The 20,345-nt window shown below is 57.8% G+C and carries 46 protein-coding genes, 1 tRNA gene and 1 pseudogene; 11 read left to right on the forward strand and 37 right to left on the reverse strand.

The features are described 5' to 3' along the window. Positions 1-124 precede the first annotated feature (124 nt). The 37 genes and pseudogenes from LDP01_RS01250 to LDP01_RS01415 all read right to left on the reverse strand — a co-directional run bounded on the left by LDP01_RS01250 (position 125) and on the right by LDP01_RS01415 (position 14,336). A tRNA-OTHER gene (locus LDP01_RS01250) sits at positions 125-197 on the reverse strand. Positions 198-459: 262 nt separating this feature from the next. Continuing rightward, on the reverse strand, positions 460-1,155 hold the full coding sequence (locus LDP01_RS01255) for a ribonuclease H-like domain-containing protein (protein ID WP_224089726.1): 696 nt from the start codon (positions 1,153-1,155) through the stop codon (positions 460-462). A 105-nt stretch (positions 1,156-1,260) separates the two neighbouring features. Beyond that, complete coding sequence (locus LDP01_RS01260; protein ID WP_224089727.1) at positions 1,261-1,461, reverse strand: hypothetical protein; 201 nt, start codon at positions 1,459-1,461, stop codon at positions 1,261-1,263. Positions 1,462-1,805: 344 nt separating this feature from the next. Next, positions 1,806-2,033: a hypothetical protein gene (locus LDP01_RS01265; protein WP_224089728.1), complete on the reverse strand. Its 228-nt coding sequence runs from the start codon at positions 2,031-2,033 to the stop codon at positions 1,806-1,808. A gap of 23 nt (positions 2,034-2,056) precedes the next feature. Then, positions 2,057-2,242 (reverse strand): hypothetical protein, encoded by a 186-nt coding sequence (locus tag LDP01_RS01270; protein ID WP_224089729.1) that lies wholly within the window; start codon positions 2,240-2,242, stop codon positions 2,057-2,059. Further along, positions 2,239-2,523, reverse strand: coding sequence for a DUF7455 domain-containing protein (locus tag LDP01_RS01275; RefSeq protein ID WP_224089730.1), 285 nt, complete (start codon positions 2,521-2,523; stop codon positions 2,239-2,241). Before LDP01_RS01275 ends, LDP01_RS01270 begins: the two co-directional genes overlap by 4 nt. A gap of 155 nt (positions 2,524-2,678) precedes the next feature. Beyond that, positions 2,679-2,960 (reverse strand): hypothetical protein, encoded by a 282-nt coding sequence (locus tag LDP01_RS01280; protein WP_224089731.1) that lies wholly within the window; start codon positions 2,958-2,960, stop codon positions 2,679-2,681. After that, positions 2,957-3,706, reverse strand: a complete 750-nt coding sequence (locus tag LDP01_RS01285; RefSeq protein ID WP_224089732.1) for a hypothetical protein — start codon at positions 3,704-3,706, stop codon at positions 2,957-2,959. The genes LDP01_RS01280 and LDP01_RS01285 overlap by 4 nt, the downstream gene beginning before the upstream one ends. Before the next feature lie 130 nt (positions 3,707-3,836). After that, positions 3,837-4,163 carry a hypothetical protein gene (locus LDP01_RS01290; protein WP_224089733.1) on the reverse strand — a complete coding sequence of 109 codons (327 nt, stop codon included), beginning with the start codon at positions 4,161-4,163 and terminating at the stop codon, positions 3,837-3,839. A 55-nt stretch (positions 4,164-4,218) separates the two neighbouring features. After that, positions 4,219-4,794, reverse strand: a complete 576-nt coding sequence (locus LDP01_RS01295) for a hypothetical protein (protein WP_224089734.1) — start codon at positions 4,792-4,794, stop codon at positions 4,219-4,221. Beyond that, a complete protein-coding gene (locus tag LDP01_RS01300; protein WP_224089735.1) occupies positions 4,791-4,931 on the reverse strand; it encodes a hypothetical protein in 141 nt (46 codons plus the stop codon). The genes LDP01_RS01295 and LDP01_RS01300 overlap by 4 nt, the downstream gene beginning before the upstream one ends. Beyond that, positions 4,931-5,146 carry a hypothetical protein gene (locus LDP01_RS01305; RefSeq protein WP_224089737.1) on the reverse strand — a complete coding sequence of 72 codons (216 nt, stop codon included), beginning with the start codon at positions 5,144-5,146 and terminating at the stop codon, positions 4,931-4,933. The genes LDP01_RS01300 and LDP01_RS01305 overlap by 1 nt, the downstream gene beginning before the upstream one ends. 103 nt (positions 5,147-5,249) lie before the next feature. Further along, complete coding sequence (locus tag LDP01_RS23245) at positions 5,250-5,378, reverse strand: hypothetical protein (RefSeq protein WP_263433724.1); 129 nt, start codon at positions 5,376-5,378, stop codon at positions 5,250-5,252. Positions 5,379-5,520: 142 nt separating this feature from the next. Next, a complete protein-coding gene (locus LDP01_RS01310; RefSeq protein ID WP_224089739.1) occupies positions 5,521-5,664 on the reverse strand; it encodes a hypothetical protein in 144 nt (47 codons plus the stop codon). Positions 5,665-5,723: 59 nt separating this feature from the next. Then, positions 5,724-6,116 (reverse strand): hypothetical protein, encoded by a 393-nt coding sequence (locus LDP01_RS01315; protein ID WP_224089740.1) that lies wholly within the window; start codon positions 6,114-6,116, stop codon positions 5,724-5,726. Continuing rightward, positions 6,113-6,526 (reverse strand): hypothetical protein, encoded by a 414-nt coding sequence (locus LDP01_RS01320; protein WP_224089742.1) that lies wholly within the window; start codon positions 6,524-6,526, stop codon positions 6,113-6,115. Before LDP01_RS01320 ends, LDP01_RS01315 begins: the two co-directional genes overlap by 4 nt. Further along, positions 6,526-7,488, reverse strand: coding sequence for an LvrA C-terminal domain-related protein (locus LDP01_RS01325; protein ID WP_224089744.1), 963 nt, complete (start codon positions 7,486-7,488; stop codon positions 6,526-6,528). The genes LDP01_RS01320 and LDP01_RS01325 overlap by 1 nt, the downstream gene beginning before the upstream one ends. Then, positions 7,478-7,909 (reverse strand): hypothetical protein, encoded by a 432-nt coding sequence (locus LDP01_RS01330; protein WP_224091202.1) that lies wholly within the window; start codon positions 7,907-7,909, stop codon positions 7,478-7,480. The genes LDP01_RS01325 and LDP01_RS01330 overlap by 11 nt, the downstream gene beginning before the upstream one ends. A gap of 54 nt (positions 7,910-7,963) precedes the next feature. Further along, positions 7,964-8,137 (reverse strand): annotated as a pseudogene (locus LDP01_RS23845) (HNH endonuclease); the annotation flags it as partial. Between the two features lie 105 nt (positions 8,138-8,242). Then, a complete protein-coding gene (locus tag LDP01_RS23570; protein ID WP_346658886.1) occupies positions 8,243-8,689 on the reverse strand; it encodes an XF1762 family protein in 447 nt (148 codons plus the stop codon). Beyond that, positions 8,686-8,991 carry a hypothetical protein gene (locus tag LDP01_RS01340; protein WP_224089746.1) on the reverse strand — a complete coding sequence of 102 codons (306 nt, stop codon included), beginning with the start codon at positions 8,989-8,991 and terminating at the stop codon, positions 8,686-8,688. Before LDP01_RS01340 ends, LDP01_RS23570 begins: the two co-directional genes overlap by 4 nt. Next, complete coding sequence (locus LDP01_RS01345) at positions 8,991-9,161, reverse strand: hypothetical protein (protein WP_224089747.1); 171 nt, start codon at positions 9,159-9,161, stop codon at positions 8,991-8,993. The genes LDP01_RS01340 and LDP01_RS01345 overlap by 1 nt, the downstream gene beginning before the upstream one ends. Continuing rightward, the gene (locus LDP01_RS01350; protein WP_224089748.1) at positions 9,158-9,307 is read right to left on the reverse strand and encodes a hypothetical protein; all 150 of its coding nucleotides are present in this window, start codon (positions 9,305-9,307) and stop codon (positions 9,158-9,160) included. The genes LDP01_RS01345 and LDP01_RS01350 overlap by 4 nt, the downstream gene beginning before the upstream one ends. Positions 9,308-9,332: 25 nt before the next feature. Further along, on the reverse strand, positions 9,333-9,788 hold the full coding sequence (locus LDP01_RS01355; protein ID WP_224089749.1) for a single-stranded DNA-binding protein: 456 nt from the start codon (positions 9,786-9,788) through the stop codon (positions 9,333-9,335). Positions 9,789-9,792: 4 nt separating this feature from the next. Continuing rightward, the gene (locus LDP01_RS01360) at positions 9,793-10,065 is read right to left on the reverse strand and encodes a glutaredoxin domain-containing protein (RefSeq protein WP_224089750.1); all 273 of its coding nucleotides are present in this window, start codon (positions 10,063-10,065) and stop codon (positions 9,793-9,795) included. A gap of 180 nt (positions 10,066-10,245) precedes the next feature. Next, positions 10,246-10,845 (reverse strand): hypothetical protein, encoded by a 600-nt coding sequence (locus tag LDP01_RS01365; protein WP_224089751.1) that lies wholly within the window; start codon positions 10,843-10,845, stop codon positions 10,246-10,248. 2 nt (positions 10,846-10,847) lie between these two features. Continuing rightward, positions 10,848-11,561 carry a lambda exonuclease family protein gene (locus LDP01_RS01370; protein WP_224089752.1) on the reverse strand — a complete coding sequence of 238 codons (714 nt, stop codon included), beginning with the start codon at positions 11,559-11,561 and terminating at the stop codon, positions 10,848-10,850. Continuing rightward, on the reverse strand, positions 11,558-11,710 hold the full coding sequence (locus tag LDP01_RS01375) for a hypothetical protein (RefSeq protein WP_224089753.1): 153 nt from the start codon (positions 11,708-11,710) through the stop codon (positions 11,558-11,560). Before LDP01_RS01375 ends, LDP01_RS01370 begins: the two co-directional genes overlap by 4 nt. Next, entirely contained in the window at positions 11,707-11,943 is a 237-nt protein-coding gene (locus tag LDP01_RS01380) for a hypothetical protein (RefSeq protein ID WP_224089754.1), read from the reverse strand. The genes LDP01_RS01375 and LDP01_RS01380 overlap by 4 nt, the downstream gene beginning before the upstream one ends. Further along, positions 11,940-12,119, reverse strand: a complete 180-nt coding sequence (locus LDP01_RS01385) for a hypothetical protein (RefSeq protein ID WP_224089755.1) — start codon at positions 12,117-12,119, stop codon at positions 11,940-11,942. Before LDP01_RS01385 ends, LDP01_RS01380 begins: the two co-directional genes overlap by 4 nt. 506 nt (positions 12,120-12,625) lie before the next feature. After that, positions 12,626-12,847: a hypothetical protein gene (locus LDP01_RS01390; protein ID WP_224089756.1), complete on the reverse strand. Its 222-nt coding sequence runs from the start codon at positions 12,845-12,847 to the stop codon at positions 12,626-12,628. Next, a complete protein-coding gene (locus tag LDP01_RS23250; protein ID WP_263433726.1) occupies positions 12,844-12,966 on the reverse strand; it encodes a hypothetical protein in 123 nt (40 codons plus the stop codon). Before LDP01_RS23250 ends, LDP01_RS01390 begins: the two co-directional genes overlap by 4 nt. Then, positions 12,963-13,184, reverse strand: coding sequence for a hypothetical protein (locus tag LDP01_RS01395; RefSeq protein WP_224089757.1), 222 nt, complete (start codon positions 13,182-13,184; stop codon positions 12,963-12,965). The genes LDP01_RS23250 and LDP01_RS01395 overlap by 4 nt, the downstream gene beginning before the upstream one ends. A gap of 111 nt (positions 13,185-13,295) precedes the next feature. After that, positions 13,296-13,472 (reverse strand): hypothetical protein, encoded by a 177-nt coding sequence (locus LDP01_RS01400; RefSeq protein ID WP_224089758.1) that lies wholly within the window; start codon positions 13,470-13,472, stop codon positions 13,296-13,298. Next, the gene (locus tag LDP01_RS01405) at positions 13,469-13,756 is read right to left on the reverse strand and encodes a hypothetical protein (RefSeq protein ID WP_224089759.1); all 288 of its coding nucleotides are present in this window, start codon (positions 13,754-13,756) and stop codon (positions 13,469-13,471) included. The genes LDP01_RS01400 and LDP01_RS01405 overlap by 4 nt, the downstream gene beginning before the upstream one ends. After that, on the reverse strand, positions 13,753-13,986 hold the full coding sequence (locus tag LDP01_RS01410) for a helix-turn-helix domain-containing protein (protein WP_224089760.1): 234 nt from the start codon (positions 13,984-13,986) through the stop codon (positions 13,753-13,755). The genes LDP01_RS01405 and LDP01_RS01410 overlap by 4 nt, the downstream gene beginning before the upstream one ends. Before the next feature lie 5 nt (positions 13,987-13,991). Further along, the gene (locus LDP01_RS01415; RefSeq protein WP_224089761.1) at positions 13,992-14,336 is read right to left on the reverse strand and encodes a helix-turn-helix domain-containing protein; all 345 of its coding nucleotides are present in this window, start codon (positions 14,334-14,336) and stop codon (positions 13,992-13,994) included. Between the two features lie 352 nt (positions 14,337-14,688). Between LDP01_RS01415 and LDP01_RS01420 the strand changes: the two genes are divergently transcribed. The 11 genes from LDP01_RS01420 (at position 14,689) to LDP01_RS01475 (ending at position 20,334) form a co-directional block, all read left to right on the forward strand. Continuing rightward, positions 14,689-15,231, forward strand: a complete 543-nt coding sequence (locus LDP01_RS01420) for a helix-turn-helix domain-containing protein (RefSeq protein ID WP_224089762.1) — start codon at positions 14,689-14,691, stop codon at positions 15,229-15,231. A gap of 737 nt (positions 15,232-15,968) precedes the next feature. Continuing rightward, positions 15,969-16,193 carry a hypothetical protein gene (locus LDP01_RS01425; RefSeq protein WP_224089764.1) on the forward strand — a complete coding sequence of 75 codons (225 nt, stop codon included), beginning with the start codon at positions 15,969-15,971 and terminating at the stop codon, positions 16,191-16,193. After that, on the forward strand, positions 16,190-16,654 hold the full coding sequence (locus tag LDP01_RS01430; protein ID WP_224089766.1) for a hypothetical protein: 465 nt from the start codon (positions 16,190-16,192) through the stop codon (positions 16,652-16,654). The genes LDP01_RS01425 and LDP01_RS01430 overlap by 4 nt, the downstream gene beginning before the upstream one ends. Further along, positions 16,651-16,935 (forward strand): hypothetical protein, encoded by a 285-nt coding sequence (locus LDP01_RS01435; protein ID WP_224089767.1) that lies wholly within the window; start codon positions 16,651-16,653, stop codon positions 16,933-16,935. Before LDP01_RS01430 ends, LDP01_RS01435 begins: the two co-directional genes overlap by 4 nt. Beyond that, positions 16,932-17,180 (forward strand): hypothetical protein, encoded by a 249-nt coding sequence (locus LDP01_RS01440; RefSeq protein ID WP_224089768.1) that lies wholly within the window; start codon positions 16,932-16,934, stop codon positions 17,178-17,180. The genes LDP01_RS01435 and LDP01_RS01440 overlap by 4 nt, the downstream gene beginning before the upstream one ends. 79 nt (positions 17,181-17,259) lie before the next feature. After that, complete coding sequence (locus tag LDP01_RS01445) at positions 17,260-17,547, forward strand: hypothetical protein (RefSeq protein WP_224089769.1); 288 nt, start codon at positions 17,260-17,262, stop codon at positions 17,545-17,547. Then, entirely contained in the window at positions 17,544-17,687 is a 144-nt protein-coding gene (locus LDP01_RS01450) for a hypothetical protein (RefSeq protein ID WP_224089770.1), read from the forward strand. The genes LDP01_RS01445 and LDP01_RS01450 overlap by 4 nt, the downstream gene beginning before the upstream one ends. Continuing rightward, positions 17,684-17,962 (forward strand): hypothetical protein, encoded by a 279-nt coding sequence (locus LDP01_RS01455; protein WP_224089771.1) that lies wholly within the window; start codon positions 17,684-17,686, stop codon positions 17,960-17,962. Before LDP01_RS01450 ends, LDP01_RS01455 begins: the two co-directional genes overlap by 4 nt. 112 nt (positions 17,963-18,074) lie before the next feature. After that, entirely contained in the window at positions 18,075-18,296 is a 222-nt protein-coding gene (locus LDP01_RS01460; protein WP_224089772.1) for a hypothetical protein, read from the forward strand. A 55-nt stretch (positions 18,297-18,351) separates the two neighbouring features. Beyond that, entirely contained in the window at positions 18,352-18,897 is a 546-nt protein-coding gene (locus LDP01_RS23255) for a DUF6221 family protein (protein ID WP_263433727.1), read from the forward strand. 306 nt (positions 18,898-19,203) lie between these two features. After that, complete coding sequence (locus LDP01_RS01475; protein ID WP_224089774.1) at positions 19,204-20,334, forward strand: tyrosine-type recombinase/integrase; 1,131 nt, start codon at positions 19,204-19,206, stop codon at positions 20,332-20,334. Positions 20,335-20,345: the final 11 nt, after the last annotated feature.

Below are 20,345 nucleotides of genomic sequence, written 5' to 3' on the forward strand. Positions count from 1 at the left end.
CTCCAAAGGTCAGTAGGGTTGTAAGTTGTAGTCAGCCCCTCGGTAAGCACGCCGTCAGATGCTTACGTCAACAGGGCTGGTACTCCGCAATTCACCCGTAAAGGGTCCGGCTATGCGGCGTCGGTGGGAGCAGCAGGAATCGAACCTGCCGTGGACTGGTTTACAGCCAGCCCTGTCACCTTGACTCTTCTACTCCCACGTGGCTGACGCTCATGTTCGCCAGCCACTATTCAGTTGTGTGCCGACTGCTTCTCAGCGTGGGCGTGCGCTTGACCCTGCGCGGGAGACAGTGCCACCAACCTTTCAGCGTGCTTGACTGTCTAGGCTTGTATAACCAAAGCCAGAGAATAGCGGCGATGGTTATAAGTGTTGGTTAGCGTGGCCCATGCCAACACTTGGGGTTCAGCGGCCCCCATATTCGTAACCAGCGGCGCGGCTTGTGGTACAGCAGCGGACGTTTCACCGTGCGCTCCTGGTTTGTGTGGCGTCTTGGAGTTTCTTGGTTCCGCGCACCCAGTGGCCACACGTGCATTGGTACATGCGGTATCGCTGTACGTTGGCGTATGAGGTGCCTGCCCGGAACTTGGAGAGGTCTTTGTTGCCGCAGACTGGGCAGCCCCATTCCTCGCCTGTGTACATGCTCAGGTGCGGGTGGTTGGGGATCCATGCGCGTAACCGGTCGTACAGTTTCTCGGTGAGTACAACGTCTTGCATGTTGTACTTCCGCATGAGGTCCCACGCTTTGTCGTCACCGGCCAAGCACCGTACCCATAGTTCGTGGCCCATGTGGCTGGTTTTCTTGCCTAGTCCGAGTTGTTGGGCTACGTGGTCGAGTTTCCCTGACGAGAACTTGAACTGCTTGCGGACTGTCTGGAGAAGGTCAACGTTTTTGTATGGTGCGGGCGGGTTGAGGCCGGCGAGGATGAATTCGCGGTTGAGGTGTTTCATGTCGAACCCGGCACTGTTGTATCCGACGATCAGGTCAGCTTCGGAGACGAGCGCGTGGATCTTAGTGATCATCTCGGCGTGACCGTCGTGGTGGTCGCTAAAGAACAGAACTTCTTTGTCTTGGTACCATTTGGCCGCGACGCTGATGACGGTCGCGGTTTCCTGCAACTGGGAGAGGCTGATGTTCTGATTGAACAAACCCCACACGTGAGCTAGGTTAGGCGCGTTCTCAATATCAAGCGTAAGGATCCGTACCTGCTTGGCAGCGGCGGGCGCGATCTTCGGCGCTAACCGTTTCGCGAGGGCACCCATTTAGAGCCACCCGCATGAGCAGTCGGCTTTCCGGTGCCGTCGTATCGCGTGCTCGCTGAGTGGCACACCAGCGTCAGTGAGTGTGCGGGCGACGCCGATGTTTGTTGCGTCAGAGTTGAGCAGGGTTTGGAGTGCTTCACGGTCGGCTTGGTCGCCTTCGTTCATGACTCGGCTGATTATGCAGCCTTTGGCTCTGCTCATTGGGTTCTCCATTGCTCATTGGAAGGTGTGACAGGTACTTGCTCGGCCCACACTGCGTTTAGCTGATTAGCTGGGGGTGTTCGCTGTCTCGTGGGCTGGCAGGAATCGAACCTGCTGAACTCCTGCACGCCTGCGATTAAGCCCGCGTATTCGTTCAGCCCGTGCCCGAGCCCCAGGATCGTTATATGAGCCCGGGGAGGGCAAGTGATCTTCCCTCAGCCGTACTGGTGGGGAAGTTTGTTCCTGCACATGGCAGCCCATCGCCGATGAGCAGCGGCTTCGGGCTTGACGTTGGCGGAAACCAGGGGGTACGTCACCACGCTTAACCATGTGCAGGAAATCTATTAGCGCTTAGCGGTTCGCTTGATGCTCGCCTTGCCGATGAGCATCCGAACTGCGTAGACCGGGAGGACAAGCTGCCAGTATGTGAGGCCAAGTTCCGGGAACCATACTGCTACTGCCCACCAGATGAAAAGGACGCGGTACGCGAGCCCGAATAGGCTGCCGATGATTCGGGTTGCGGCTTCTGTGCCATCAAGTTTGGGGTTGACTATTTCTACTTGCGTCGCCATATCTGCTCCTATGGTGTGGTTGGTTATGCGGGTCCGATGTTTTTTCGGGCGCCGTTGATGTTTTGGAGTGCGCGGATGATCGCGGACCGTGCCGGCTGGGTTTGTAGGCCGTCGAGCGCGGTGTTGAGTGTTGTGTAGCAGCCGGTGAGTAGTTCGGCGTCGGCGTTCTCGGCTATCGTGCGGAGACTCGGCGTGTGCTTGTAAGTCATGTTCCTGGTTTCTTAGCTGCTTGACCCTCAACCCAGTGATCATCTTTGATGTGGTCGGTGAGGAACCGGGTTTCGTCCAACAGGTGGAGGACGTTGCAGCGGGCTTTGATCACGGGCATGTGCTCGTTGGCGTGATGACGGCACCAGAACAGTTCACCGTTATCGACGTACCCGGCTTCGTTGATCCCAGTTTCGATGTTGACCCGCACATACGCTCTGCTACCGCACGCGTCGCAACGGTGGGATGCGTTGAGCGTGGGTTTGTCCAGATCAGCAGCCATGTTGGGCCTCCCGTGCGTGGGTACGCAAAAGGCCGGGACTGTTACGTTCCCGGCCTTGCGGTGGTGCGGACTGGATAGCTACCGAAGTGCTATTGATCCACTATTCACAGAATACTCGACAAACTACTTGATTGCAAGGTGTTTCTACTTAATTTTCAAGTAGATTGGTTTTCGTCGAAGTGTGGAGCCTCTGCGAAGCGGTAGATCGTGTTTTGCATGTGGGCGTGCCGTTCCCAACTTTCCTCGGTGTAATCGTCGCCTGAGCAGACCTCGTTGTATTGCCGCTGGTATAGGCGGCAATCGAGTTTGTGGTACTCGGCCATGAGTTCCGCGTCGGTGAATCTTACGTCTCGGGCGTTGAGTGCGTATGGTGCGTATTGTCCGTTGACCCTGTATGCGTCCATGTCGGGTAGCTTCTCGAACCAGGTGAGGTTCATGCTGCTGTCCCGTCGATTGGTTTTTTCTTGGCTTTGTGGTGGAGGTCGAGTACGTCTGAGAGCCGGTATTTGGGTTTTAGCGGTTGGCCTTGTGGGTCGTGTTGGTCGTTGGCTCGTTCGAGTTTGTTGCGGTTTCCCCATCGCCAGATGCGGTCTACGGTGATGTTGATTCCGTATTCGGGTGCTGCGAGTGCGCGGGATAGTTCTGCTGGTGTGCCGATGTAGTAGTTGAGTGCGGTTTTTGCGTGGGCCCGCCATTTGAGGACTTCGTATGTGGTGCCGCAGGTTGTGCAGCGTGCTTCGGGTTGGCCTTTGGTGGCGTAGAGGTCGGTTTCGCATTCGGCGCATCTGCCGGCGAATACTCGGGGTTCGCGGCGTGTGCGTGCCCCGTCGAGCCCTTCTGCGTGGGTGAGTAGGGCTTTGTGGAAGTCGTCTGCCCAGTGCTGTCCGGTGATCCAGGCGGCGCGGGTGTAGAGGTAGTTGGTGAGTGAGTGTGGGTCGCGTCCGGTTAGTGGATGGTCGGTTTCCATAGCCACCTTGAGCGCCCGATCCATCAGCATGCGATGTGCCGCAACCTTTTTGTCGATGAGGTCAACGTCAACGGGCAGCGGCGCGTGTTCCCGTGAGCCGCCACCCATGCGCGGGCCGTAAGATGCGGTCATGGTCCCGCGTCCGATGTTCACGGACGCCACCACCTGATCCAACACCGTCAACGCCCGCTCCAACTGCTCAACCGTTACTGTCACGCAACCGCTCCTTGGTCCTTGTGCCCACAGTCGCAGGCGCATGCTGTCGGCTGATCATTGTCCACATCCCATGAGTCGCCCGCGCATGCCCGGTGCTTCCCGTCTCGGCAGTCAGGGTTTATGGCTGAGCTCACGCTGCGCTCCTGTCAATTTGTTGTTCGATGATTTCCCAGAGCGGGTCAGTGTCGAGGTTGCAGCTGGTACACATCGCGCCTGTCTTGTATGACGGCTCGCCTTGCCCGTGGCCCCATGTGCAGTACGGTTCTTGGTGCCCAGCGGCCCGAACATCACGTTCTAGCGCTTCGATTTGTTCGCGGGCTTCCGGGTAGTGGGTGCCGATCATTTCGAGCTCTCCTGGTTTGGCGAAGGCTCCGCATAGGCATTCCCCTGACATGCCCACATGATCAGAAACCATGTTCACGGGAACGTCGCCCATCATGAGTCTGTAGGTGTTCATGTCGAATTTGGTCCACATGGCGATTGGTGATGCCCAGATGACTGATCGGTTGCGTTCATAGAGAGGGATGTCTTTGCGGCGTGCTGATTCGGCGCGGCGCCGGCCCTGCGATGAACACAACGCGTTGCCTGCGTCCGTTAGGTACTAGGTCGCGGCGGACCTGTTCTAGGCAGCGTTCCTTGAGGCGCTGATACATCTTGAAGTGCATAGCGGGGCCAGGGAATCCGCGCTCAATAACCAGGTCCCGGTAACTGGTCGGAGGGTGCTTCTCAATGAGTGGCAAGCCCCATGACGTGCACGTATCGCGAACGAATTGACGTGTGGCTTCGATGCCTATGCCAGTGTTTGCGTGTGCTGCGTGGGTAGCTATGTCCTTGAATAGGTGCCCTAGAACGGTTGAGTCGTTGCCGCCGCTGAATAGGATCACGTTGGCGGTGATCTGTTTGCCCTCCGCAAGCTTCGTGGCATCGGAGTGGATTTCATGCGCCTGATCGATAAGGAACTCAACGCGCTTCTCACGCTCGGCGCGGGTCAGGGTTGCAACGATTTCCCACGGAGTTGGATCTTCAAGCCCTGGTTGGAGCGGGTCGCCCTCCCATGCTTCGGAGGCTTCGAATAGCGTCTCGCTCACGTGTTGCTCCTGGTTTCGTGTTCGCATGGTTGGTGGTTGAGGGTCCGGGCGAGTTGGGGGATGTCGTAGACACCGTTTCCGCGCATGAGGTCGAGTAGGTGACGCGCACGCGCGAGTTGTTGGGCTGCTTCACACATCAGGCGTCTTCTCCTAGCCCGCGTTTGATGGCTTCCCGGACTGCTGTGGCGTAGTGCCGGTCGCCGCCTGCCAGTGTCTCCCAGTACGCGCAGAGGTCTTCTACGGCGTCCAGTGCAGCGTGCAGCTTGGCGAGGTCCTCAGGGGTTCCGCTGAACCAATCAACGTGAGCTTCAGACTTGATCAGGTCGGCCAGTTCGTCGTGTTCGGTGCTCATGGCTTCTTCCCCTTGGTAATCAGTGCGAACAGTTGTGGGTTGGTGGTGGCGAGGGTGGCGAGCTTCCGGGCCAAATGCGGCGGATACGCGGGAGGTTTGAGTTTCACGCTGCGTCCCGAATCTTTCCGAAGCCTTCATCATCCAGGCATTCGGCTATCATCTCGGCAGTCAGCGAAATGATCCCGTAGCTACGGATAATCTCGATCAGCTGCGCTCGGTCTTCCTGCTTCATTCCGCGTCCTCAAAAGGGTCGATTACTGGCTTTCCGTCTTTGGTTGGGCATCTCCCGTTGTCTCCATGCATTCCGCCGTGGAATCCTCCGGTGTCGTGACAGAGACAGTTGCAGGAGATCGGACACCTTGGCCTTTTGCTGCTCATAGCGTTTGCTCCTGGTCTTTTGCGATGGTGTGTGCGGTGAGTTTGAGTTCCCTGACCAACGACCACTGCGATCCTTCGTCAAGGCCGTCGATGAGTTCGAATAGGTGGGTGAGGTTGTGATGCTCCGGATGGGTTGGCATTGTGCCGGCTCCTGCTCGGGGTCCGGGATGCTCAACTACCGGGCCGATTAGTATCTATTCTACTTGATTTTCAAGTATGATGGGCGATTTTCAAGTAGATCAGTGAAGAAAAAAATAATGCCCGGATCACCCACACCACCATGCCGATGATCCGGACCAACCACATGCAACCAGTCATCATCCACAAACAAACCAGCATCAACGAAACCATCCACACAAGCCTTCGTTGTCGGGTGAAGGTTGTTCGGGTCATACCTGCCCCGTCGTGGTTTCCAAATGTTCGCTACCACACGAACAGGCCGGTCAAACGTGATCAGACCTGCCGGAACCGACGCGGCTGCTGCTTCCCGCCACGCTGCCGTGAGTTTCGCCTTAGCCATCCGGTGTAAGCGCTGGTTTGAGTTGATCCAGGCTGTTGGTGATTCAACCCAGACTGACAGTAACTCACTCACGCTGCCATCCAATCGTCATGCTCACCCTGGTCGCCTTCACGGGCCCTCGTTGCAGACGCCCGTATCGAGTTACCCTCAGCACGCCCCGCCTCAAACAAACGATCCCACTCAACAGGATTACGCGCCCGCCACGACAACGGATGCCGCACCCGGTCACGCGGCGGCTCAATCGCACGCTGACCAGCCTCACGCGACGTCCGAATATTCGCCGCCCGCTTCGCAATAGCAGACGGACTAACCGGCACACCCTCATTCAACTTCACATGCTCCAACACAGCCTGCTTAGCAACAGCCGGCTCAACCGACCGCAACGCATAATGCCACTGCTCAACAGCCGCATCATTAAACTGCACCCGCGGATCAGCCTCATTCACCCACCGCAACATCGGAATAATCTCTTCGATACGCATTACGCCTCAATCCCCAAAAATTGTTGTTGCTCCTGTGAAGCCTGGAACCGTGCCAACATGTCCGCTTCCTTCGCCTTAGCCCTCGCACTGTGGTCCATGCGCTGAACACTCAAGTCAGGGGCGGGTAGTGCTTCGTCATCCCATGAGCCTGCGTTCAGCCACGTGCTGAAATGCTTCGTGAACTGTGGCTTACGGTTCGGATCATCCCGATACCTGACAACCCCTTCGATCAAGGCATCTTTTGTCACTTCCTTTGACGCTTTCAGGTAAGCCTTGTACGCGGCCTTCTTGTCCCGTTTGAGTGGGTAGAGATTCCAAACATGTTCGAACTCGTCGGGGTAGCTGCTTCGCTGCGGGGAGTCGGGAGTGGGGGAGTTGGGAGTAGGGAGTAGGGAGTAGGGAGCAGGCGAAGGGTTTCGATCTTCTTTTGAAAGGGTTACCGGAAGGGTTTCGGGAAGGGTTTCAACCGTGGTTTTGGAAGGGTTGAAAACTTCCAAACTGCGGGGGTCAACTGCCCGCTTCGTGAGCAGGTCAGAGCACACGTCCCATCCCTTCAAATGCGGTTCCTCAGCGTGCTTACGCGTCAACTCGTGAACGACCACACCGCGCAACGTGCGTGACCCGATCTCGCTGAATGTCCGGTACATGGCCTTGGCGATGTTGGGGCTCACCAGCAACCCGTCATTGCGGATGAATGACCTGACGAGGACTTCACCTGTTGTCTCGTCAATGACTAGGTACAGCCGCTCCGACAGCTCGGCAGCGGCTTCCTCAACAGCCGCCACAGTCCAACCGTTTGCGAGCTGAGAGATGCGCCCCGCGTGCCATGTGGTTACCCCGCAAAAGTTCAATGTCATCTGCGTGGTCACCACAAGGTAAAGGTGTTGTGCTGCCGGGGTCAGGTCCAGGAAATCATCGTCAATCCAGATCGCCGTTTGAATCCTTGCATGTTCACGCGCCACGTGTCGCACATCCTTGTAGGTAGGCTTCGATCCGCTCGTTAGTGAGCCGTTCTTCGAGTTCGCCGGCTGTGTACAGTCGCACCGTTGCTTCGGTCAGTCCGATAGGAACATCAGTTTCTTCCAGGGTCCGCCACACAATGCCGGCCATGTAAGTGAATTCCGGGAAGGGTCCACGGAGCCGTGATTTAGTCATGGCGGTCTTGATGGCGCGCTCTATTAGCTGGATCGGTACGCCCATCTTTGCCCACCGGTAGACGGAATTCTCATAATCGGGCGGCAGGGGGACGGTTTTCTCAGTTCCGTCATACTTCCAGACGTTCCAGGCGTCTTCGAACTCGCACAAGTACTCAGAATCGCGTTCAAGGTCGCCCCGGATGATGGTCATTCGCTCGGTCATTTCGAGGGCGTAGGTTGCCGCCATCTTCCCAACTGCCGCGACCAGCGGCGCATCTGCTGGGATTGATGTCTTGCCAAGGTTGCAGTCTTGGCAGGCTGCGACAAGGTTGTCAGGCTTGTCAGTACCGCCGAGTGTTACGGGGATTACGTGGTCTACGTGGAGTGTGACGTTAGGGGCTTTCTCTCCGCAGTATTGGCATGTGTGGTTGTCCCGCTTTAGTACTTCGTAGCGGAGACGTTTGCTAACAGCCACCTACCCTCGCTTTCTTGTCGCGTTCGCGTTGTTCCCGCATGGTTTGTTTGCGTGCCTGGTCCGCGGCCTTACGAGTCTGCCGGCGTAGTTGGTCAGACGCTACGGTCACGATGCCTCCCATAAGGTCCGCTGAACGAATGAAGTCCCATCGTCTTCTCTCGGTCGGCTCGGCCGTGACCATCCAGGCCGCGACGGACGTTGGGCTATTACGGCCCAGCCGGCAGCTCGCAGTGAAGCACCCGATTCCTGGTGTTGGGTATACGTGATGAGGCGTCGGTAGCCCATCGCCTTGGCAGCTCTCCATGCGGCTCCATAAAGCATGGAGTTGACGTTAGGCGTGCCGTCCGTGGCGGTGCGGTTGACTTCGAGCGTCAACCCGTCATCCGTCATCCGGGCCACTGGTCGCCCGATCATCGCCACCCCTACTAGTACGCCATTATTTTCAACCCCAATGGAAAACTTGTGACCAATCGGGGGCTTATTGTGTCGGTGGAACTGCTCAACGAATTCGGATGCGGCAGCAAAGGAGACTGGGCACAATGCGAGGCTCATGCTGCTTTCCTTTTTTGGCGGTCGTGTTGGGCGGCTTCGGCGGTGGCTGCGAGTAGTCCTTGTGGTCCGCCGTAGCGTGGTTCGGGTAGTGGGGTGTGGGGTAAGCGTCGGGGTGTTTCGATGAGTTGTGCGGTGCGGTTTTGGGTTTCGATGATGCGTTGTTCGATGCGCTGGTTTTCGCGTTGGATGCGTTGTGCTTCTTTGAGTGCTTGGCGGGATGCTTCGAGTTCTGCTTGGAGGCGTTGTTTGCGTTCTCGTGCTGCCCGGATGGTGTCGTTGCCGTGGTAGGTGTATCCGGCCATTAGTTGCTTTCCTTCCCGGCGTAGTGTTTGCAGTCTCGGCAGTGGGTGCGGTCGCTGGTTGGGCGGTTGCGGGTTGGGAAGTTGATGCCGCAGCGTTTGCAGTCGGCGTATTCCCAGCCTTTTTGTGGGGTGCGGGTGGCGGTGATTCGTGTGTTGGCGAGGGTGATCATTTGGTGTCCCAGTTGGCTCTGAATGTGGTTGTGGTGACGTTGCAGGGGGAGTGAACGCATGTAGCCCACGTAGCGCTGTGGTGGTTGCGTTCGTGCCAGTCGCGGATGTTGGCGAGGTTGTCGGCCATGGTGTCTTTGAGGCTCATGCGTTCACTCCCTTAGCTGGTTGGGTTAGAAGGCTGGGCCTGCGGTGGGCCCGTTGCCCCAGCCGCCTGCGTCTTGTGTTGCGGGAGCGGCCCAGGGGTCTTGCTGCGGGGCTTGCTGCGTGCGTGGCGGCTGCTGACCGGTCGCGGGCTGGTTGCGCGGGACAAGGCCAACTGAGTCAGCCACAACATCCAGCGATTCCCGTTTTGCGCCGTTGTGCTCGTACTCGCGGGTGCTCATGCGGCCCGAGAATGTGACCTTGCCCTTGCCTCCCTGCCCTGCGATCTGCTGGTCCAGGGCTTCGGATGCGCCTCCGAAGAGTGTGACGTTGAACCATGTTGTTCCGCCGTCTACCCATTGGCCGGACTGGTCTTTGATGCGGGCGGTTTCGGCGGCTGAGAAGCTGATGCGGGGTTTCCCGTCGTTGCCATACTTGAGGCCGTGGTAGGTGCCGATGTTTGCGGTAGTTGATACGTTCGCCATTTGGTTAGGCCGCTTCCGTTGAGTGTGCGTACTTGGTGAGGTTGTCAGGGATGAATCCGGACCACATGAGGTCGGTTTCTGGGTCGCCGGTTGAGACGATGACTACGGGTGCTTCTTTGAATCCGAGTGCGCGGATGGCTTCTGCGTCCTTGGCGTTTTCTGGTTTGGTGACATCGGTTTCCTGGAACCGGATGTCTCGTTTGTCGAGCCACCGTTTTGTTGCTTTGCACGGTTGGCAGTTCGGTTGTGTGTAGACAGTGATGGTGCGGGTTTTCAAGCGGCGTTCCTTTGTTGTTGTGGTTCGAGTTGGCGGGTCCAGTGAGTGAACCCGTAAGCGCATGTGTAGAAGCGGACTTCTGTTTGCCCGCCGCGTGCTGCCCATATTTCGGCGCGGGTTGCGCGGGCTTCGTCTATACCGTCACAGGCGACTTTGGAGCAGGCGCACCGTGGGTAGGTTTTACGAGGCGGGCGCTTCATCAGGGGTGTCTTCTCGCACTGCTGCAAGTACCTTCTGCGCATCCTCAGCGCTGATCTTGTTCGGGTGATCCCAATTGGCGCCGATTACCTGACCGGCAGTGGCAAGCAACTGCTTCGAGTCCCCGTCGTATCCCGCGGCGGTTAGTGCGTTCTTGATTGCCTGCCATTGGGCCAGCCAGGGTTCGGTGGCTGGTTCGGCAAGGACCGCAACGTGGTGTTGTTTGACTTTCTTCTGGCTGATGCGGACGGGGATAGTGAAGTCAGCCGGGATGTGTGACATGGCGATGACTTCGACCCCGCCCACTTTCTCGCCCGCGTAGATGACTTCGGGGTTGTTGACGAGCTTCACGAGGCGGCCAATCCATGCGTCTGATTCGACGCCCCAGGCGTGGGCGATTACGCGGAGCATGCCTTTGGAGGGTTTCCATGGGCGGCCATCCATGCCAACGAGGTCGATGACAACGGGCTTGGCTGCGTCACCTTTCCGTGCGCCCGCGATGGTTGCAACGATGGGCGCGCCGGTTAGGTCTGAGGCGTTGAGGCAATCTGATTTGGCTACGAGCGCTTTTGATATGTCCATGGCTAAAACTTGATCTCCGGTTCGAGGTAGTGGTCGATGTGTTTGGTGGCGGGTTTGCCTGCTGTGGCGAGGCGGTAGTTGCCGATCATGACGGCGGCTGTGTTTTCGAACTCGCGGGCAGCTTCGAGGATGGCTGTCTGCCACTTGGGATCCGGCGACACGCGTTTGGTGTAGAGGGGCATGCCTCCGCAGTAGGAGATGTAGTCGAGCCAGGAGCGCCCGGAGACTAGGAGGCCCGTCTGGATTTGGGCCATGTTCTCTAGCGGCACTTCATCGGCGAGGATGGTGGCGAGGTGCTTCTTCTGCCGGCGCGACTTGATTTCGATCAGCCCGTCATCGCCCACCAAGCCGTCGGGGGAGTACCCGATGCGCCCCCACCCGTACTCGCGGACCATGAAACCTACTTCATGGGCGGTCGCGTAGTGCTCGGAGTAGATGTCGCGTGCGTATGGTTCGTCGAGGTTGCCGCGTTCCATGTCTGATGAGATGTAGACGGGTTCTACGTGGCTGGTGATGCGTTCTGCTACGAGGTGTGTGGTGAGTGCGCGGGAGTAGTCGTTTGATGCTGGCTTCACGGTTTTGGGTGTGATGAGTTGGCCGATGACTGATGCGGTGAGGATCCCGCAGCGTGCTTGCAACCATTCATCCGTACCCTGCAGGAGGTCTTGGTAGATGTGGAGGCTGCTTGTTCCTGGCTCGGCTACTGTGGCGGTCATTCCATTTCCTCCGTGGGGATGGTTTGGGTGATGGCTTGGTCTTCGTGGCAGGTGCAGTCTGGGTTGTGTTGTTTGCGGACGGTTGCGGCGAGGTTTGCTGCTGCGAGTAGGTTGCGGTGCTCGTCCGCGTAGTACTCGGCGGGGGTCATGCGTAGAGCCTGGCGTGTTCAACGAACTCTGCTGCTGCCTGAGATTCCGTGTAGGCATATCGGAAAGGCAGTGAGGTTCCTGTGCCGCAGGAGCACTTCCATATCCAGCCGGTGAGGTAGTCCTGGGGCGTGCTGCCGTAGAACCTTTCAAACAGGACGTACTTGAGGTTGTGCTGGCCGTCCCACGTCTGGCGTTGCGGTTTCGCCTTGCGCTTGAACCATCCCCAGGTCATGCGATGTTCCCGAGGATCATTTGGCGGAGGTCTGGTGCGTTTTTGGCGAGGTATTTTGCTGCGGCGCGGCGTTCGTGTTCGGTGGTTGTGGTGTTGCTGAGTAGCATGTCGCGGTTGAATACTGATGCCCCGCTTACGAGGTCGTTGGCGGGGACTAGTTCCAGGTGGCGGCTCATCGGGTTCTCGTTTCTTTGTCGGTGTTCGGGTTGGTGCAGGTTGGGTGGTGGTGGGTGGTTGTTACGGGGAACGGGCCAACGTATTCCCTAGTGGCTGTGCAACGCTCGTGGTTTGGGGCTGGGTTGAAAGTCATTTGGACGTGCTCCCAATCGGGCTCAAGACTTGGAACATCCGGGTAGCTGTTGAGGTGGCTCTGCATTCGGGGCATCTATTCGGCGCGTCGCTCTGGATCCATGCGACAAATCGCGGGCAGGCGGCGTAAGCCTCAGTCCACCCGTAGCAAATGCAGAAGCCTCGTACGTAATGGCTGGCTGGTTGGTCGCCGTGGTGGCGGTGGGTCTGGTGCTGTGAGTGTTCGCATGGGATGGCTGGCATTTCCCCGACCAGTAGCCCAAGGTCCGTCTCAACCTCGATGCCTGCTTGGACGGTCATGGCTTGCGGTCCTCTATTACGGCCCAGCGGATGAACACGCCCGCCATGACGCAACCGGCTAGGACGAGCGCGATCATGCCGCGACCTTGAGGCTCTCGAAGGTTTCGTTTCGTCTGGCCCACACGGTTCCCCAGTACAGGCATTCGGGAAGGTTGCCTTCCTTTGAGAGCTTGCCGCCGTCAAGTACGTTGATCGCTTCGACCTTGTACAAGAGTCCGGCATAAGGAAGCCGAGTTCCGGTGATGGTGACGCGGGGGCGGGTTGTGAGTTCCTGGTTGCGGAGTCGGTTGCTCATTGGTTGTCTCCTTTGCGGTGGTTGTCTGCGTCGTCTTCGTAGCGGGTTTGTTGGTGTTCTTCGGCGGCTTCCCGGTCTGTGTAGTAGAAGAAGTCACGCGGCTCACGATGGCGGGTCATGCGAGCCCCAGCCTTTCCTTGATCTGCGCCGCGATTCCTCCATAGTCGAGGTCATTCATGGGCGAATCGTTCGCGTTCGGATCTGTCCAGAGTGCGATGAGGTTGGCGGTGCGCTGCTCGTATGCGAGGGCCATGGTCGCTTGCGCGAGGTTGTAGTTCTCGCTGCCGTTGTAGTAGTCGCCCTCATCAAAGTGCGGGTTGCCGGGGAGGTGGCTCATTGGTTTGCCTGTCGGTAGTTGTTGTTACTGCTGCTCATCGTGCGTTCTCGATTCGGGCTAGTTCTTGTTCGAGGACGGTCAGGTGCTCCTGCATTTGGCGAATCTCGCTGGTCATGATTCCTCCGAGAATTTGGTTTCGAGTTCCCGCATTTCGGCTTCGGTTTTTTGGAACCGTTCGATGTCATCGGGTCGGGCCGTGGTGCCGGCTGCTACTGCCGCTGCGATCTGGTAGGCGAGGACAGCTTGACGCTGCTTGGCTTTCTGCCATTCCTCGAATGTGCTGCTCATGCGCGGAGTACCCAGTCGGAGCGGCGTCCCATGAGCCTGGCTTTGAGTTGGTCCCGCCGCCCGTCTTCCACGACGTTGTAGGCCGAGTTGTAAGGGGATTCGCGGTGACGTCCTTGCCCTGCCGGGATGTGCCTGCCCAGTTCGACGTATGTCAGGAACTCTTCACCGAAGCGGAGGAACTTCCATGTGGTGCTGCGGCGTCCGAGGCATGTGGCGGCTTGGAAGTATTCGCGCATCACTTCGCCTGGTTCGGGACGGGCCGCTGGTGCTGTGAGGGTGTTCATTGGTTTCTCCGTTTCGCTTTGGTGCCGACGTTGGGGCGTGACCGGGCTTGTTCTTTGGTCGGGGTTTCTTTGCGGTAGAGGGCGATGATTTGCTCTACGTCTTCTGGTGTGAACCGGAACTCTGACCCGATCTGGAGGTGGGGCCAGTTGTCTTGTTTGCGTCTTCGGTAGATCGTTGACCGGCTGACTTTGAACAAGGCGGCGAGGTCTTCGAGTGTGTAGAGCAGCATGGTGTTCAGGCTGCGGCGAAGAGGTGTTGCAGTTGGGGTTCGGGGTCGGGCTGTTTGATGGCGACTGGGTTGATCCCGAGGTAGTGGGCGATTGCGTAGAGGACTTCGTTGGTCATGTGTTTTTCGCCGTTGCAGAGCTGGGTGATGTAGCCGCGTGACACGCCGCGTGGTGATCGGCGGGTGCGGACCTGCTTTGCGAGTTCTTCGTGGGTGATGGTGCGGGGAAGGTAGTAACCCTGGGGGGTTTGTTCTACCCGGTGGAGTAGGGATTTGAGTGTTTCGCCTACTCGGATGTCTTCGGGGTTCTTCTGTTCTGGGGCGACCCTCAAACCCTCCATTGTTGTGCTCATGTCAAGTATCTTGCCAGTGTTCAAGAGTATCCACAAGTATCTGAGGCAAGTTTCTTCGAGTATCACAAAGTATCTACGCCCCACTTCCGCGCCAATTAAAGGAAGTAGCCCCATCGTTCGAAAGTAGATTCGAACCCCATTTGACAGCCTGATACCAAGGGGAAGGGTCTAAGCTACTGCGGGCGATGGTTGCTGATACTTGAACTTTTTTGTGAGTCTCTTCTCAGCAGGTACAAGGGTTGAGCAAGTATCTTGACGGTAAAAAGTCGAGTACTCCCTACGTAGTTGCCAGTAGAAAGTCAGGTACATGCAACCGTTGCGTGAAGAAACGACCAGGGGGACATTGAAAGCTATGAGCATCAATACAGAATTTGAGGAAGACGAAATGGGTGATCTGCGGGAGTACGGCCAGGAAGCTATGCAGCGCCGGCTTGGGCAGCTCGCTAAGCAGCGTCGTGAGGAACTTGGGTTTGCTAGGGCGGCGTTCGCTGTTCACGCGGGGCTTGGTTCTGATGCGACTGTGCGTGATGTTGAGTTTGGGCGGATCATTCCGCGGAGCAGGACGTTGCATAAGTTGGAGTTGGCGTTGGGCTGGCGCGTGGGTTCCTTCATGGAGTTTGTTCAGAAGGAGGACCGTAAGGCTTCGTCCGTGATGATGGAAGAACTGGACGCTTACGACTCTGGTGCTAAGGATCCGTTATCTAAGGTGCCCACGGTTGATCTTTTGCAGGAGGTGATTCGTCGCCTGACTGGGTTGCAAGAGAATTTGGGGGTGCCTGTTGATTCGGCTTTGACTCAGCAGATGCTTGGTTTGGCTGCGATGGGTCATAAGCCTGAGCATTTGGATGATGACGGGGATGATGACATTAGTGGGTTTGGGCCTAGCGCTAACTAGGGGTACTGCCGGGTAGCTTTTGTTGTTGGCTAAAGTGTCAGACCCTCACCCTTATCCTTAATCCAGTCGTTGGCCGTTGGGGTCGGTGTGTGAGGTTATGGGGGCTGGCTGGTGGCTTTGGTTTTCAGGGTGCGTATGCCTGATGGTGTGCCTGCGCGTACGGATGGTGTGGATATTTGGGTGGATGATCGCCTGGATGAGATTCAGACTCGGTGCGCTATCGAGCATGAGCTAACACATATTGAGTACGGGCATAGTACGTTGCAGTCTGAGGCGGTGGAGATGGCCGTCCGGTATGAGACTGCTAAGAGACTCCTGCCGTTGGATAAGGTTGTCGGTGTTTGTAAGAACGGTAAGAACCTTGGGATGGTTGCTCGTGAGTTGGGGGTGACTAAGCAGGTACTCATGGACCGTGCCGCGACCCTGACTGATGAGCAGGCCAGGATCGCTGGCTGTTTGTCGTGTCGGTTGTGTCCTGTGATTCAGGCCCGCTACTCAGGTCACCCGTCAGGTATGCGCATGTCCGCTATGATCGCCGCCTAAGTATCTAACCCCCGAAAACCCGCTAACCTACTTGAAAACGCCCCCTATCTACTTACAAATCAAGTAGATAGGGGGTATTCTAGGTTAATGAGCACACAAACCTTCACCATCCGCGCCACCCATGATGACGAGCTGTGCAACGAAACTGCTCTCTGTCACGACTGCATCAGCACCGCAGCAGAAGACGGTGAAGCATGAGCGCCAAACGCGCCCTAGCGACCCTCGCAGCCGCTAGTCTTCTCACCCTCAGCCTCGCAGCCACCCAACCGGCGCAACCCGCCGAAGCCGCCATGTACACGTCCTGCTACACCGCCATGAACGGGTCACGCTGGTGTTACCGGTACGCGTGCACGGCACGTGAAGAAATGTCCGGCTGCTACGAGGGCTGGGTACGCATGAACGGTGTGTGGTACGCATGAGCACCGAACGTGACGAACTGGCGGATATGGTTGGCGGCCCCAGTCGAGAGAACGGGCTGGAAGTTGCTGATGCGATCCTTGCTGCTGGGTACCGGAAGATCTTCGACGGTGACTGCGGACTCAGCAACGCGGCCCCGGACGAGCGGGACGCAGCCGAGGCGTGGATGCGTTGGGCGAACATCCTGACCATCGGCCCTGACGAAGAACGAAATGGCATCGCTGCCATGAAGCAGATGCTCACAGAGTTTGGTTACCGGAAACCGCGCACGATCACCACCGTGGAAGAACTCGACGCGCTGCCACGCGGGTCAGTGATCCTTGACCGGAGTGGCCTGTCACTCCACAAGAACGAGTTCACTGGCTGGCGGGCATCCAACGGCGCCAAAGACATCAGCCCCGAAATGCTCGCACAAGAAGCCTTCCCCGCGACCGTCCTGCACGAATCAGAGGTGGCAGTATGAGCAACCGACTAGAAGCAGCTGTAAAAGCATGGGACCACCACTGGGGCGACCGCTACGGCAACGAAGCCCTCGAAGAAATGGGCGAAGAAGTACAAGTAGCCCTCAACGCCGCCGACAAGGTGATGTTCTCGGACGAGGCGAGGGCGTTGGCTAGGGTCCGCCTTGAGTCCGTGTTCCACATTGACGAGAAGGTTGGCGAGTACGATGCAAACGCTGTCTGGGGAACGCCTGACGAAATAATCGCCGAAGTCATCTCAGTGCTTCGAGGACACGCATCATGACCGCCACGATCCCGTCCTTGTTGCAGCCCATGAAAGACCGACTCGCCAAGTTACGCACGTCCCCCACGGATCAGGCCAAGCTCATCGCAGCCATAGAAGCCGTGGTTGCTCTGCATAAACCTGGCGGCGGCTACTTCGCCTCGGACGTGGCATGTCACTACTGCTCCAACAGCATCGGCTACGTGCTTTACCCCTGCTCCACGGTTGCCGCCCTCGTCCAGGCGTTGGGTGGTGACACGGCATGATCCGTTGCCCGAAATGCTTGAAGCCGTTCCAAACACTGAAGGGCGTCAAAGCTCATACGAAGAAATGCGGGGCCTCCAAATGAGCGCACGTAAGAAGGTTGCGCGTGAGGCAGTGTTTGACGCCATGATCGAACATGGCCCGGACGGGCACACGGACGGTCACGACAAGATCACCGACGCCGCACTCGCCGCCGCCGATTCGGTGATGTTTAGTGAGGCCGCGATAGAACGAGCGGCGAAACTGCTTTGCGCGGCCAATAACCTCGGTCTCGATTACTGGGAGAGCTACCACAAGGACAGCCTGATCAAGGAGAAGTTCCGCACCCAAGCCCGTGCTGTTGTTGCGGCGTTGCGGGAGGGGGCATGACCACCCACCCAGAACACCACAACCTCACCCATTTGTTTGAACTCATCGACGGCCTTGACGAAGGCACCCAGTGGGCGCTCGTCCGGGAACTCAAACTCACCGCACACACCATCGCAGAAGACCAGGAGCAAGCAATATGAGCATCGTCACCTTCGCCCAGTATGACCGGGCCCAAAGGGTGCGACTGGCAAAGAAGTACGGCGTTTCGAGCGCCGAGGTTAATCGCCTATATGGGGCGGATCATTTTCGCGGGGATTGGGAATCCCACGTAGTAGCCCTCTATGAATCTGGAGCCAGCTTCACGACGCAGCAATGGAACAAGCTGCCGAATTACCTTCAACGCCGAGTACTTCGCACGAGTCGCGCACTGAAGATGCCGGGGAACGCAATGGATCCTTGGAAGATCGCGTCATGACTACCCCATCCCCCAACCCGCTCCCGGACGCCCCTGTTTTGGCCCGGAAGCTCGCCAACCTCGCCCACACCAACCCCCAACTGTTCACCCAACTCACCGGAGAAAAGAAACCATGAGCGCAGACCTACAGGCAGAGAACGAGCAACTCAGGGCCTCGAATGACAACCTCGCAAGGCAACTCGCAGGCATGAGCGCGACAAAGGTTGCGGTGCAGGCATCGCCGGGAGTCTGGGAATGTGGGTGCTGCGACTACCCAATCACTTGGGACGGCGGGTTTGAACAATGGGTTCACTGGTGGAACGGTTCGACCATGTGCAAGAAGGAGGAAGCATGAGCGTGTCTGACGAAGCGGTAGAAGCTGCGGCGCGGGGCGCAGATAGGATCAGCGCATGACCATCACCGAGTTTCTGGAAGCCAGGATCGCTGAGGACGAGGAACATGCTGGTAGCGGTTGGTCGACGCTTGGTAGCACTCGCTGGGAAACGGACAACTACGGGCGGAACATGATGACGCCCGCCGCGATCCTTGCTGAGTGCGCGGCGAAACGGGCAATCATCGGGCTAGCGCAGCAGGCCACCGCGGAGGTCAAAGAGTATGACGATCAAGAGTGGCAAGGCACCGTTCAACTGGATGAGCCATACGCCCGGGGAAGCGATCATTATGGCCCTCGCCGCTGTGTACTCCGACCACCCCGACTACCAGCAAGAATGGGCGCTATGACTAAGACGCCGCAGGAAATCATCATTGCCGCGCTCGTTGCGAAACTAGGCGGCGAAGTGCAAATCAGCATGCGTGAGCACGAGGAAGCGGAAACCCTTGATCTGCGCCAGCTGACTGACCCCGGATTCAACACCGCACTCGCGTTCAAAGTAGTTGCCCCGCCTGTGCTCCTAGAAGGTGAACTCGCGGACCAGTCAGCGCTTACTGATTCGTAGCGTTGCCAGCACCAATATGTAATGAGGGCCCTCGCTTCGGTGGGGGCCTTTTGCGTAACAATCGGGCTTATAGGGGGTGTTGACGGGTGTTGACCGCGTAACCAAAAAATGGCGATGATGCGACGCTGTGCACACCGTTGACACATCACAGCCCTTGAGTTCTAGCCAAAAACCCCTAGAATAAGCGGATCGGCGGTGGGTTCGAGTCCCACCTCGGGCACGATGTTGTCGCAGGTCAGGGGCCTATATGGCCCCTGACTGTTGACAAAAGCCCCAAATCCGTTGACAAAGATCTAGCATTTTTATGTGGCTAGTATCCGGAAACGCGTCAAAAAGGACGGCTCTTCGTCCTTCATGGTGGTCTGGCGCGACCCCAAGCTCGGCAAGCAGCAGGGCATAACTGTCGACTCCGAGCACGAGGCCGAAACTCTGAAACGGTTGCTCGATGCGAACGGCCAGTCCTTCGAAATCGCACAGAAGGCCGTCCTGGATAACAGGGCCAAGATTCCGACTGTCGCTGATGTCATCCAGGAGCACATCGACCTTCTTATTCGGCCCTCAAGCGGGACTGTGAAGACCTACCAGACCATGCTAGATCTCCATGTGAAGCTGGTCATCGGTCATGTTCCTGTCGACAAGCTGGACTACCGGATGATCGCTTACTGGGTGAAGTCGATGTTGGCCAAGGGCCGCTCGCCGAAGACCATCAAGAACGTGCATGGCTTGATCTCGGCAGCGATGAGCACTGCCGAGATGCTGGGTTACATCACGCGCAATCCGTGCCGGGGTGTGCAGCTGCCCAGCGTGGAGAAGGCCGAGGACGAAATGATGTTTCTCACGCACGCGGAGTTCGGGTTGATCATGGAGGGAATGGGGGAGCGGTACCGGGACTTCACGAACTTCCTGGTGATGACAGGAACCCGTTTTGGGGAAACAACGGCATTAACGGTGGCTGACATCGATTTGTTGGGGAAGCCGGCTACTGCGCGCATCAACAAGGCGTGGAAACGCGACGGGCAGAATCAGTTCTACATCGGGCCGACGAAGACTGGCGCGGGTAAGCGGACGATCGGGCTGAATCCTGCGCTCGTGGATTTGCTGATTCCGTTGGTGGCCGGGCGGCCGAGCAAGGCCCTTCTCTTCTGCACCCCAAAGGGGGAACGCATCGTGCATAAGCTCTACTGGCACCACTACTGGGTGCCGGCGGTTAAGGCCGCACAGCTTCATGGGTTACGGAAGGAACCTCGGATCCACGATCTGCGGCATACACATGCGTCGTGGTTGATCCAGGACGGCGTGCCCATTTTTACGATCTCGCGGCGGCTCGGTCACGCCTCCATCAAGACTACTGAGCAGGTCTACGGTCATCTCATGCCGGAAGCGCTTCAGGTCGGGGCGGATGCTACGGAACGTCAGGTCGCGGCGTTCATGCGGTGATGCTGTTATGT

Source organism: Arthrobacter sp. StoSoilB13, from assembly GCF_019977255.1.
Lineage (GTDB): Bacteria > Actinomycetota > Actinomycetes > Actinomycetales > Micrococcaceae > Arthrobacter.

Excerpts from the sequence above, each read along its gene's own strand:
- LDP01_RS01260 (WP_224089727.1), bottom strand. The coding sequence starts at position 1,461 with ATGAGCAGAGCCAAAGGCTGCATAATCAGCCGAGTCATGAACGAAGGC.
- LDP01_RS01265 (WP_224089728.1), bottom strand. The coding sequence starts at position 2,033 with ATGGCGACGCAAGTAGAAATAGTCAACCCCAAACTTGATGGCACAGAA.
- LDP01_RS01270 (WP_224089729.1), bottom strand. The coding sequence starts at position 2,242 with ATGACTTACAAGCACACGCCGAGTCTCCGCACGATAGCCGAGAACGCC.
- LDP01_RS01275 (WP_224089730.1), bottom strand. The coding sequence starts at position 2,523 with ATGGCTGCTGATCTGGACAAACCCACGCTCAACGCATCCCACCGTTGC.
- LDP01_RS01280 (WP_224089731.1), bottom strand. The coding sequence starts at position 2,960 with ATGAACCTCACCTGGTTCGAGAAGCTACCCGACATGGACGCATACAGG.
- LDP01_RS01290 (WP_224089733.1), bottom strand. The coding sequence starts at position 4,163 with ATGAACACCTACAGACTCATGATGGGCGACGTTCCCGTGAACATGGTT.
- LDP01_RS01300 (WP_224089735.1), bottom strand. The coding sequence starts at position 4,931 with ATGTGTGAAGCAGCCCAACAACTCGCGCGTGCGCGTCACCTACTCGAC.
- LDP01_RS01305 (WP_224089737.1), bottom strand. The coding sequence starts at position 5,146 with ATGAGCACCGAACACGACGAACTGGCCGACCTGATCAAGTCTGAAGCT.
- LDP01_RS23245 (WP_263433724.1), bottom strand. The coding sequence starts at position 5,378 with ATGAAGCAGGAAGACCGAGCGCAGCTGATCGAGATTATCCGTAGCTAC.
- LDP01_RS01310 (WP_224089739.1), bottom strand. The coding sequence starts at position 5,664 with ATGCCAACCCATCCGGAGCATCACAACCTCACCCACCTATTCGAACTC.
- LDP01_RS01320 (WP_224089742.1), bottom strand. The coding sequence starts at position 6,526 with ATGCGTATCGAAGAGATTATTCCGATGTTGCGGTGGGTGAATGAGGCT.
- LDP01_RS01330 (WP_224091202.1), bottom strand. The coding sequence starts at position 7,909 with ATGGCGGCAACCTACGCCCTCGAAATGACCGAGCGAATGACCATCATC.
- LDP01_RS23570 (WP_346658886.1), bottom strand. The coding sequence starts at position 8,689 with ATGAGCCTCGCATTGTGCCCAGTCTCCTTTGCTGCCGCATCCGAATTC.
- LDP01_RS01340 (WP_224089746.1), bottom strand. The coding sequence starts at position 8,991 with ATGGCCGGATACACCTACCACGGCAACGACACCATCCGGGCAGCACGA.
- LDP01_RS01345 (WP_224089747.1), bottom strand. The coding sequence starts at position 9,161 with ATGATCACCCTCGCCAACACACGAATCACCGCCACCCGCACCCCACAA.
- LDP01_RS01350 (WP_224089748.1), bottom strand. The coding sequence starts at position 9,307 with ATGAGCCTCAAAGACACCATGGCCGACAACCTCGCCAACATCCGCGAC.
- LDP01_RS01355 (WP_224089749.1), bottom strand. The coding sequence starts at position 9,788 with ATGGCGAACGTATCAACTACCGCAAACATCGGCACCTACCACGGCCTC.
- LDP01_RS01365 (WP_224089751.1), bottom strand. The coding sequence starts at position 10,845 with ATGGACATATCAAAAGCGCTCGTAGCCAAATCAGATTGCCTCAACGCC.
- LDP01_RS01370 (WP_224089752.1), bottom strand. The coding sequence starts at position 11,561 with ATGACCGCCACAGTAGCCGAGCCAGGAACAAGCAGCCTCCACATCTAC.
- LDP01_RS01375 (WP_224089753.1), bottom strand. The coding sequence starts at position 11,710 with ATGACCCCCGCCGAGTACTACGCGGACGAGCACCGCAACCTACTCGCA.
- LDP01_RS01380 (WP_224089754.1), bottom strand. The coding sequence starts at position 11,943 with ATGACCTGGGGATGGTTCAAGCGCAAGGCGAAACCGCAACGCCAGACG.
- LDP01_RS01385 (WP_224089755.1), bottom strand. The coding sequence starts at position 12,119 with ATGAGCCGCCACCTGGAACTAGTCCCCGCCAACGACCTCGTAAGCGGG.
- LDP01_RS01390 (WP_224089756.1), bottom strand. The coding sequence starts at position 12,847 with ATGAGCAACCGACTCCGCAACCAGGAACTCACAACCCGCCCCCGCGTC.
- LDP01_RS23250 (WP_263433726.1), bottom strand. The coding sequence starts at position 12,966 with ATGACCCGCCATCGTGAGCCGCGTGACTTCTTCTACTACACAGACCGG.
- LDP01_RS01395 (WP_224089757.1), bottom strand. The coding sequence starts at position 13,184 with ATGAGCCACCTCCCCGGCAACCCGCACTTTGATGAGGGCGACTACTAC.
- LDP01_RS01400 (WP_224089758.1), bottom strand. The coding sequence starts at position 13,472 with ATGAGCAGCACATTCGAGGAATGGCAGAAAGCCAAGCAGCGTCAAGCT.
- LDP01_RS01405 (WP_224089759.1), bottom strand. The coding sequence starts at position 13,756 with ATGAACACCCTCACAGCACCAGCGGCCCGTCCCGAACCAGGCGAAGTG.
- LDP01_RS01410 (WP_224089760.1), bottom strand. The coding sequence starts at position 13,986 with ATGCTGCTCTACACACTCGAAGACCTCGCCGCCTTGTTCAAAGTCAGC.
- LDP01_RS01415 (WP_224089761.1), bottom strand. The coding sequence starts at position 14,336 with ATGAGCACAACAATGGAGGGTTTGAGGGTCGCCCCAGAACAGAAGAAC.
- LDP01_RS01420 (WP_224089762.1), top strand. The coding sequence starts at position 14,689 with ATGAGCATCAATACAGAATTTGAGGAAGACGAAATGGGTGATCTGCGG.
- LDP01_RS01425 (WP_224089764.1), top strand. The coding sequence starts at position 15,969 with ATGAGCGCCAAACGCGCCCTAGCGACCCTCGCAGCCGCTAGTCTTCTC.
- LDP01_RS01430 (WP_224089766.1), top strand. The coding sequence starts at position 16,190 with ATGAGCACCGAACGTGACGAACTGGCGGATATGGTTGGCGGCCCCAGT.
- LDP01_RS01435 (WP_224089767.1), top strand. The coding sequence starts at position 16,651 with ATGAGCAACCGACTAGAAGCAGCTGTAAAAGCATGGGACCACCACTGG.
- LDP01_RS01440 (WP_224089768.1), top strand. The coding sequence starts at position 16,932 with ATGACCGCCACGATCCCGTCCTTGTTGCAGCCCATGAAAGACCGACTC.
- LDP01_RS01445 (WP_224089769.1), top strand. The coding sequence starts at position 17,260 with ATGAGCGCACGTAAGAAGGTTGCGCGTGAGGCAGTGTTTGACGCCATG.
- LDP01_RS01450 (WP_224089770.1), top strand. The coding sequence starts at position 17,544 with ATGACCACCCACCCAGAACACCACAACCTCACCCATTTGTTTGAACTC.
- LDP01_RS01455 (WP_224089771.1), top strand. The coding sequence starts at position 17,684 with ATGAGCATCGTCACCTTCGCCCAGTATGACCGGGCCCAAAGGGTGCGA.
- LDP01_RS01460 (WP_224089772.1), top strand. The coding sequence starts at position 18,075 with ATGAGCGCAGACCTACAGGCAGAGAACGAGCAACTCAGGGCCTCGAAT.
- LDP01_RS23255 (WP_263433727.1), top strand. The coding sequence starts at position 18,352 with ATGACCATCACCGAGTTTCTGGAAGCCAGGATCGCTGAGGACGAGGAA.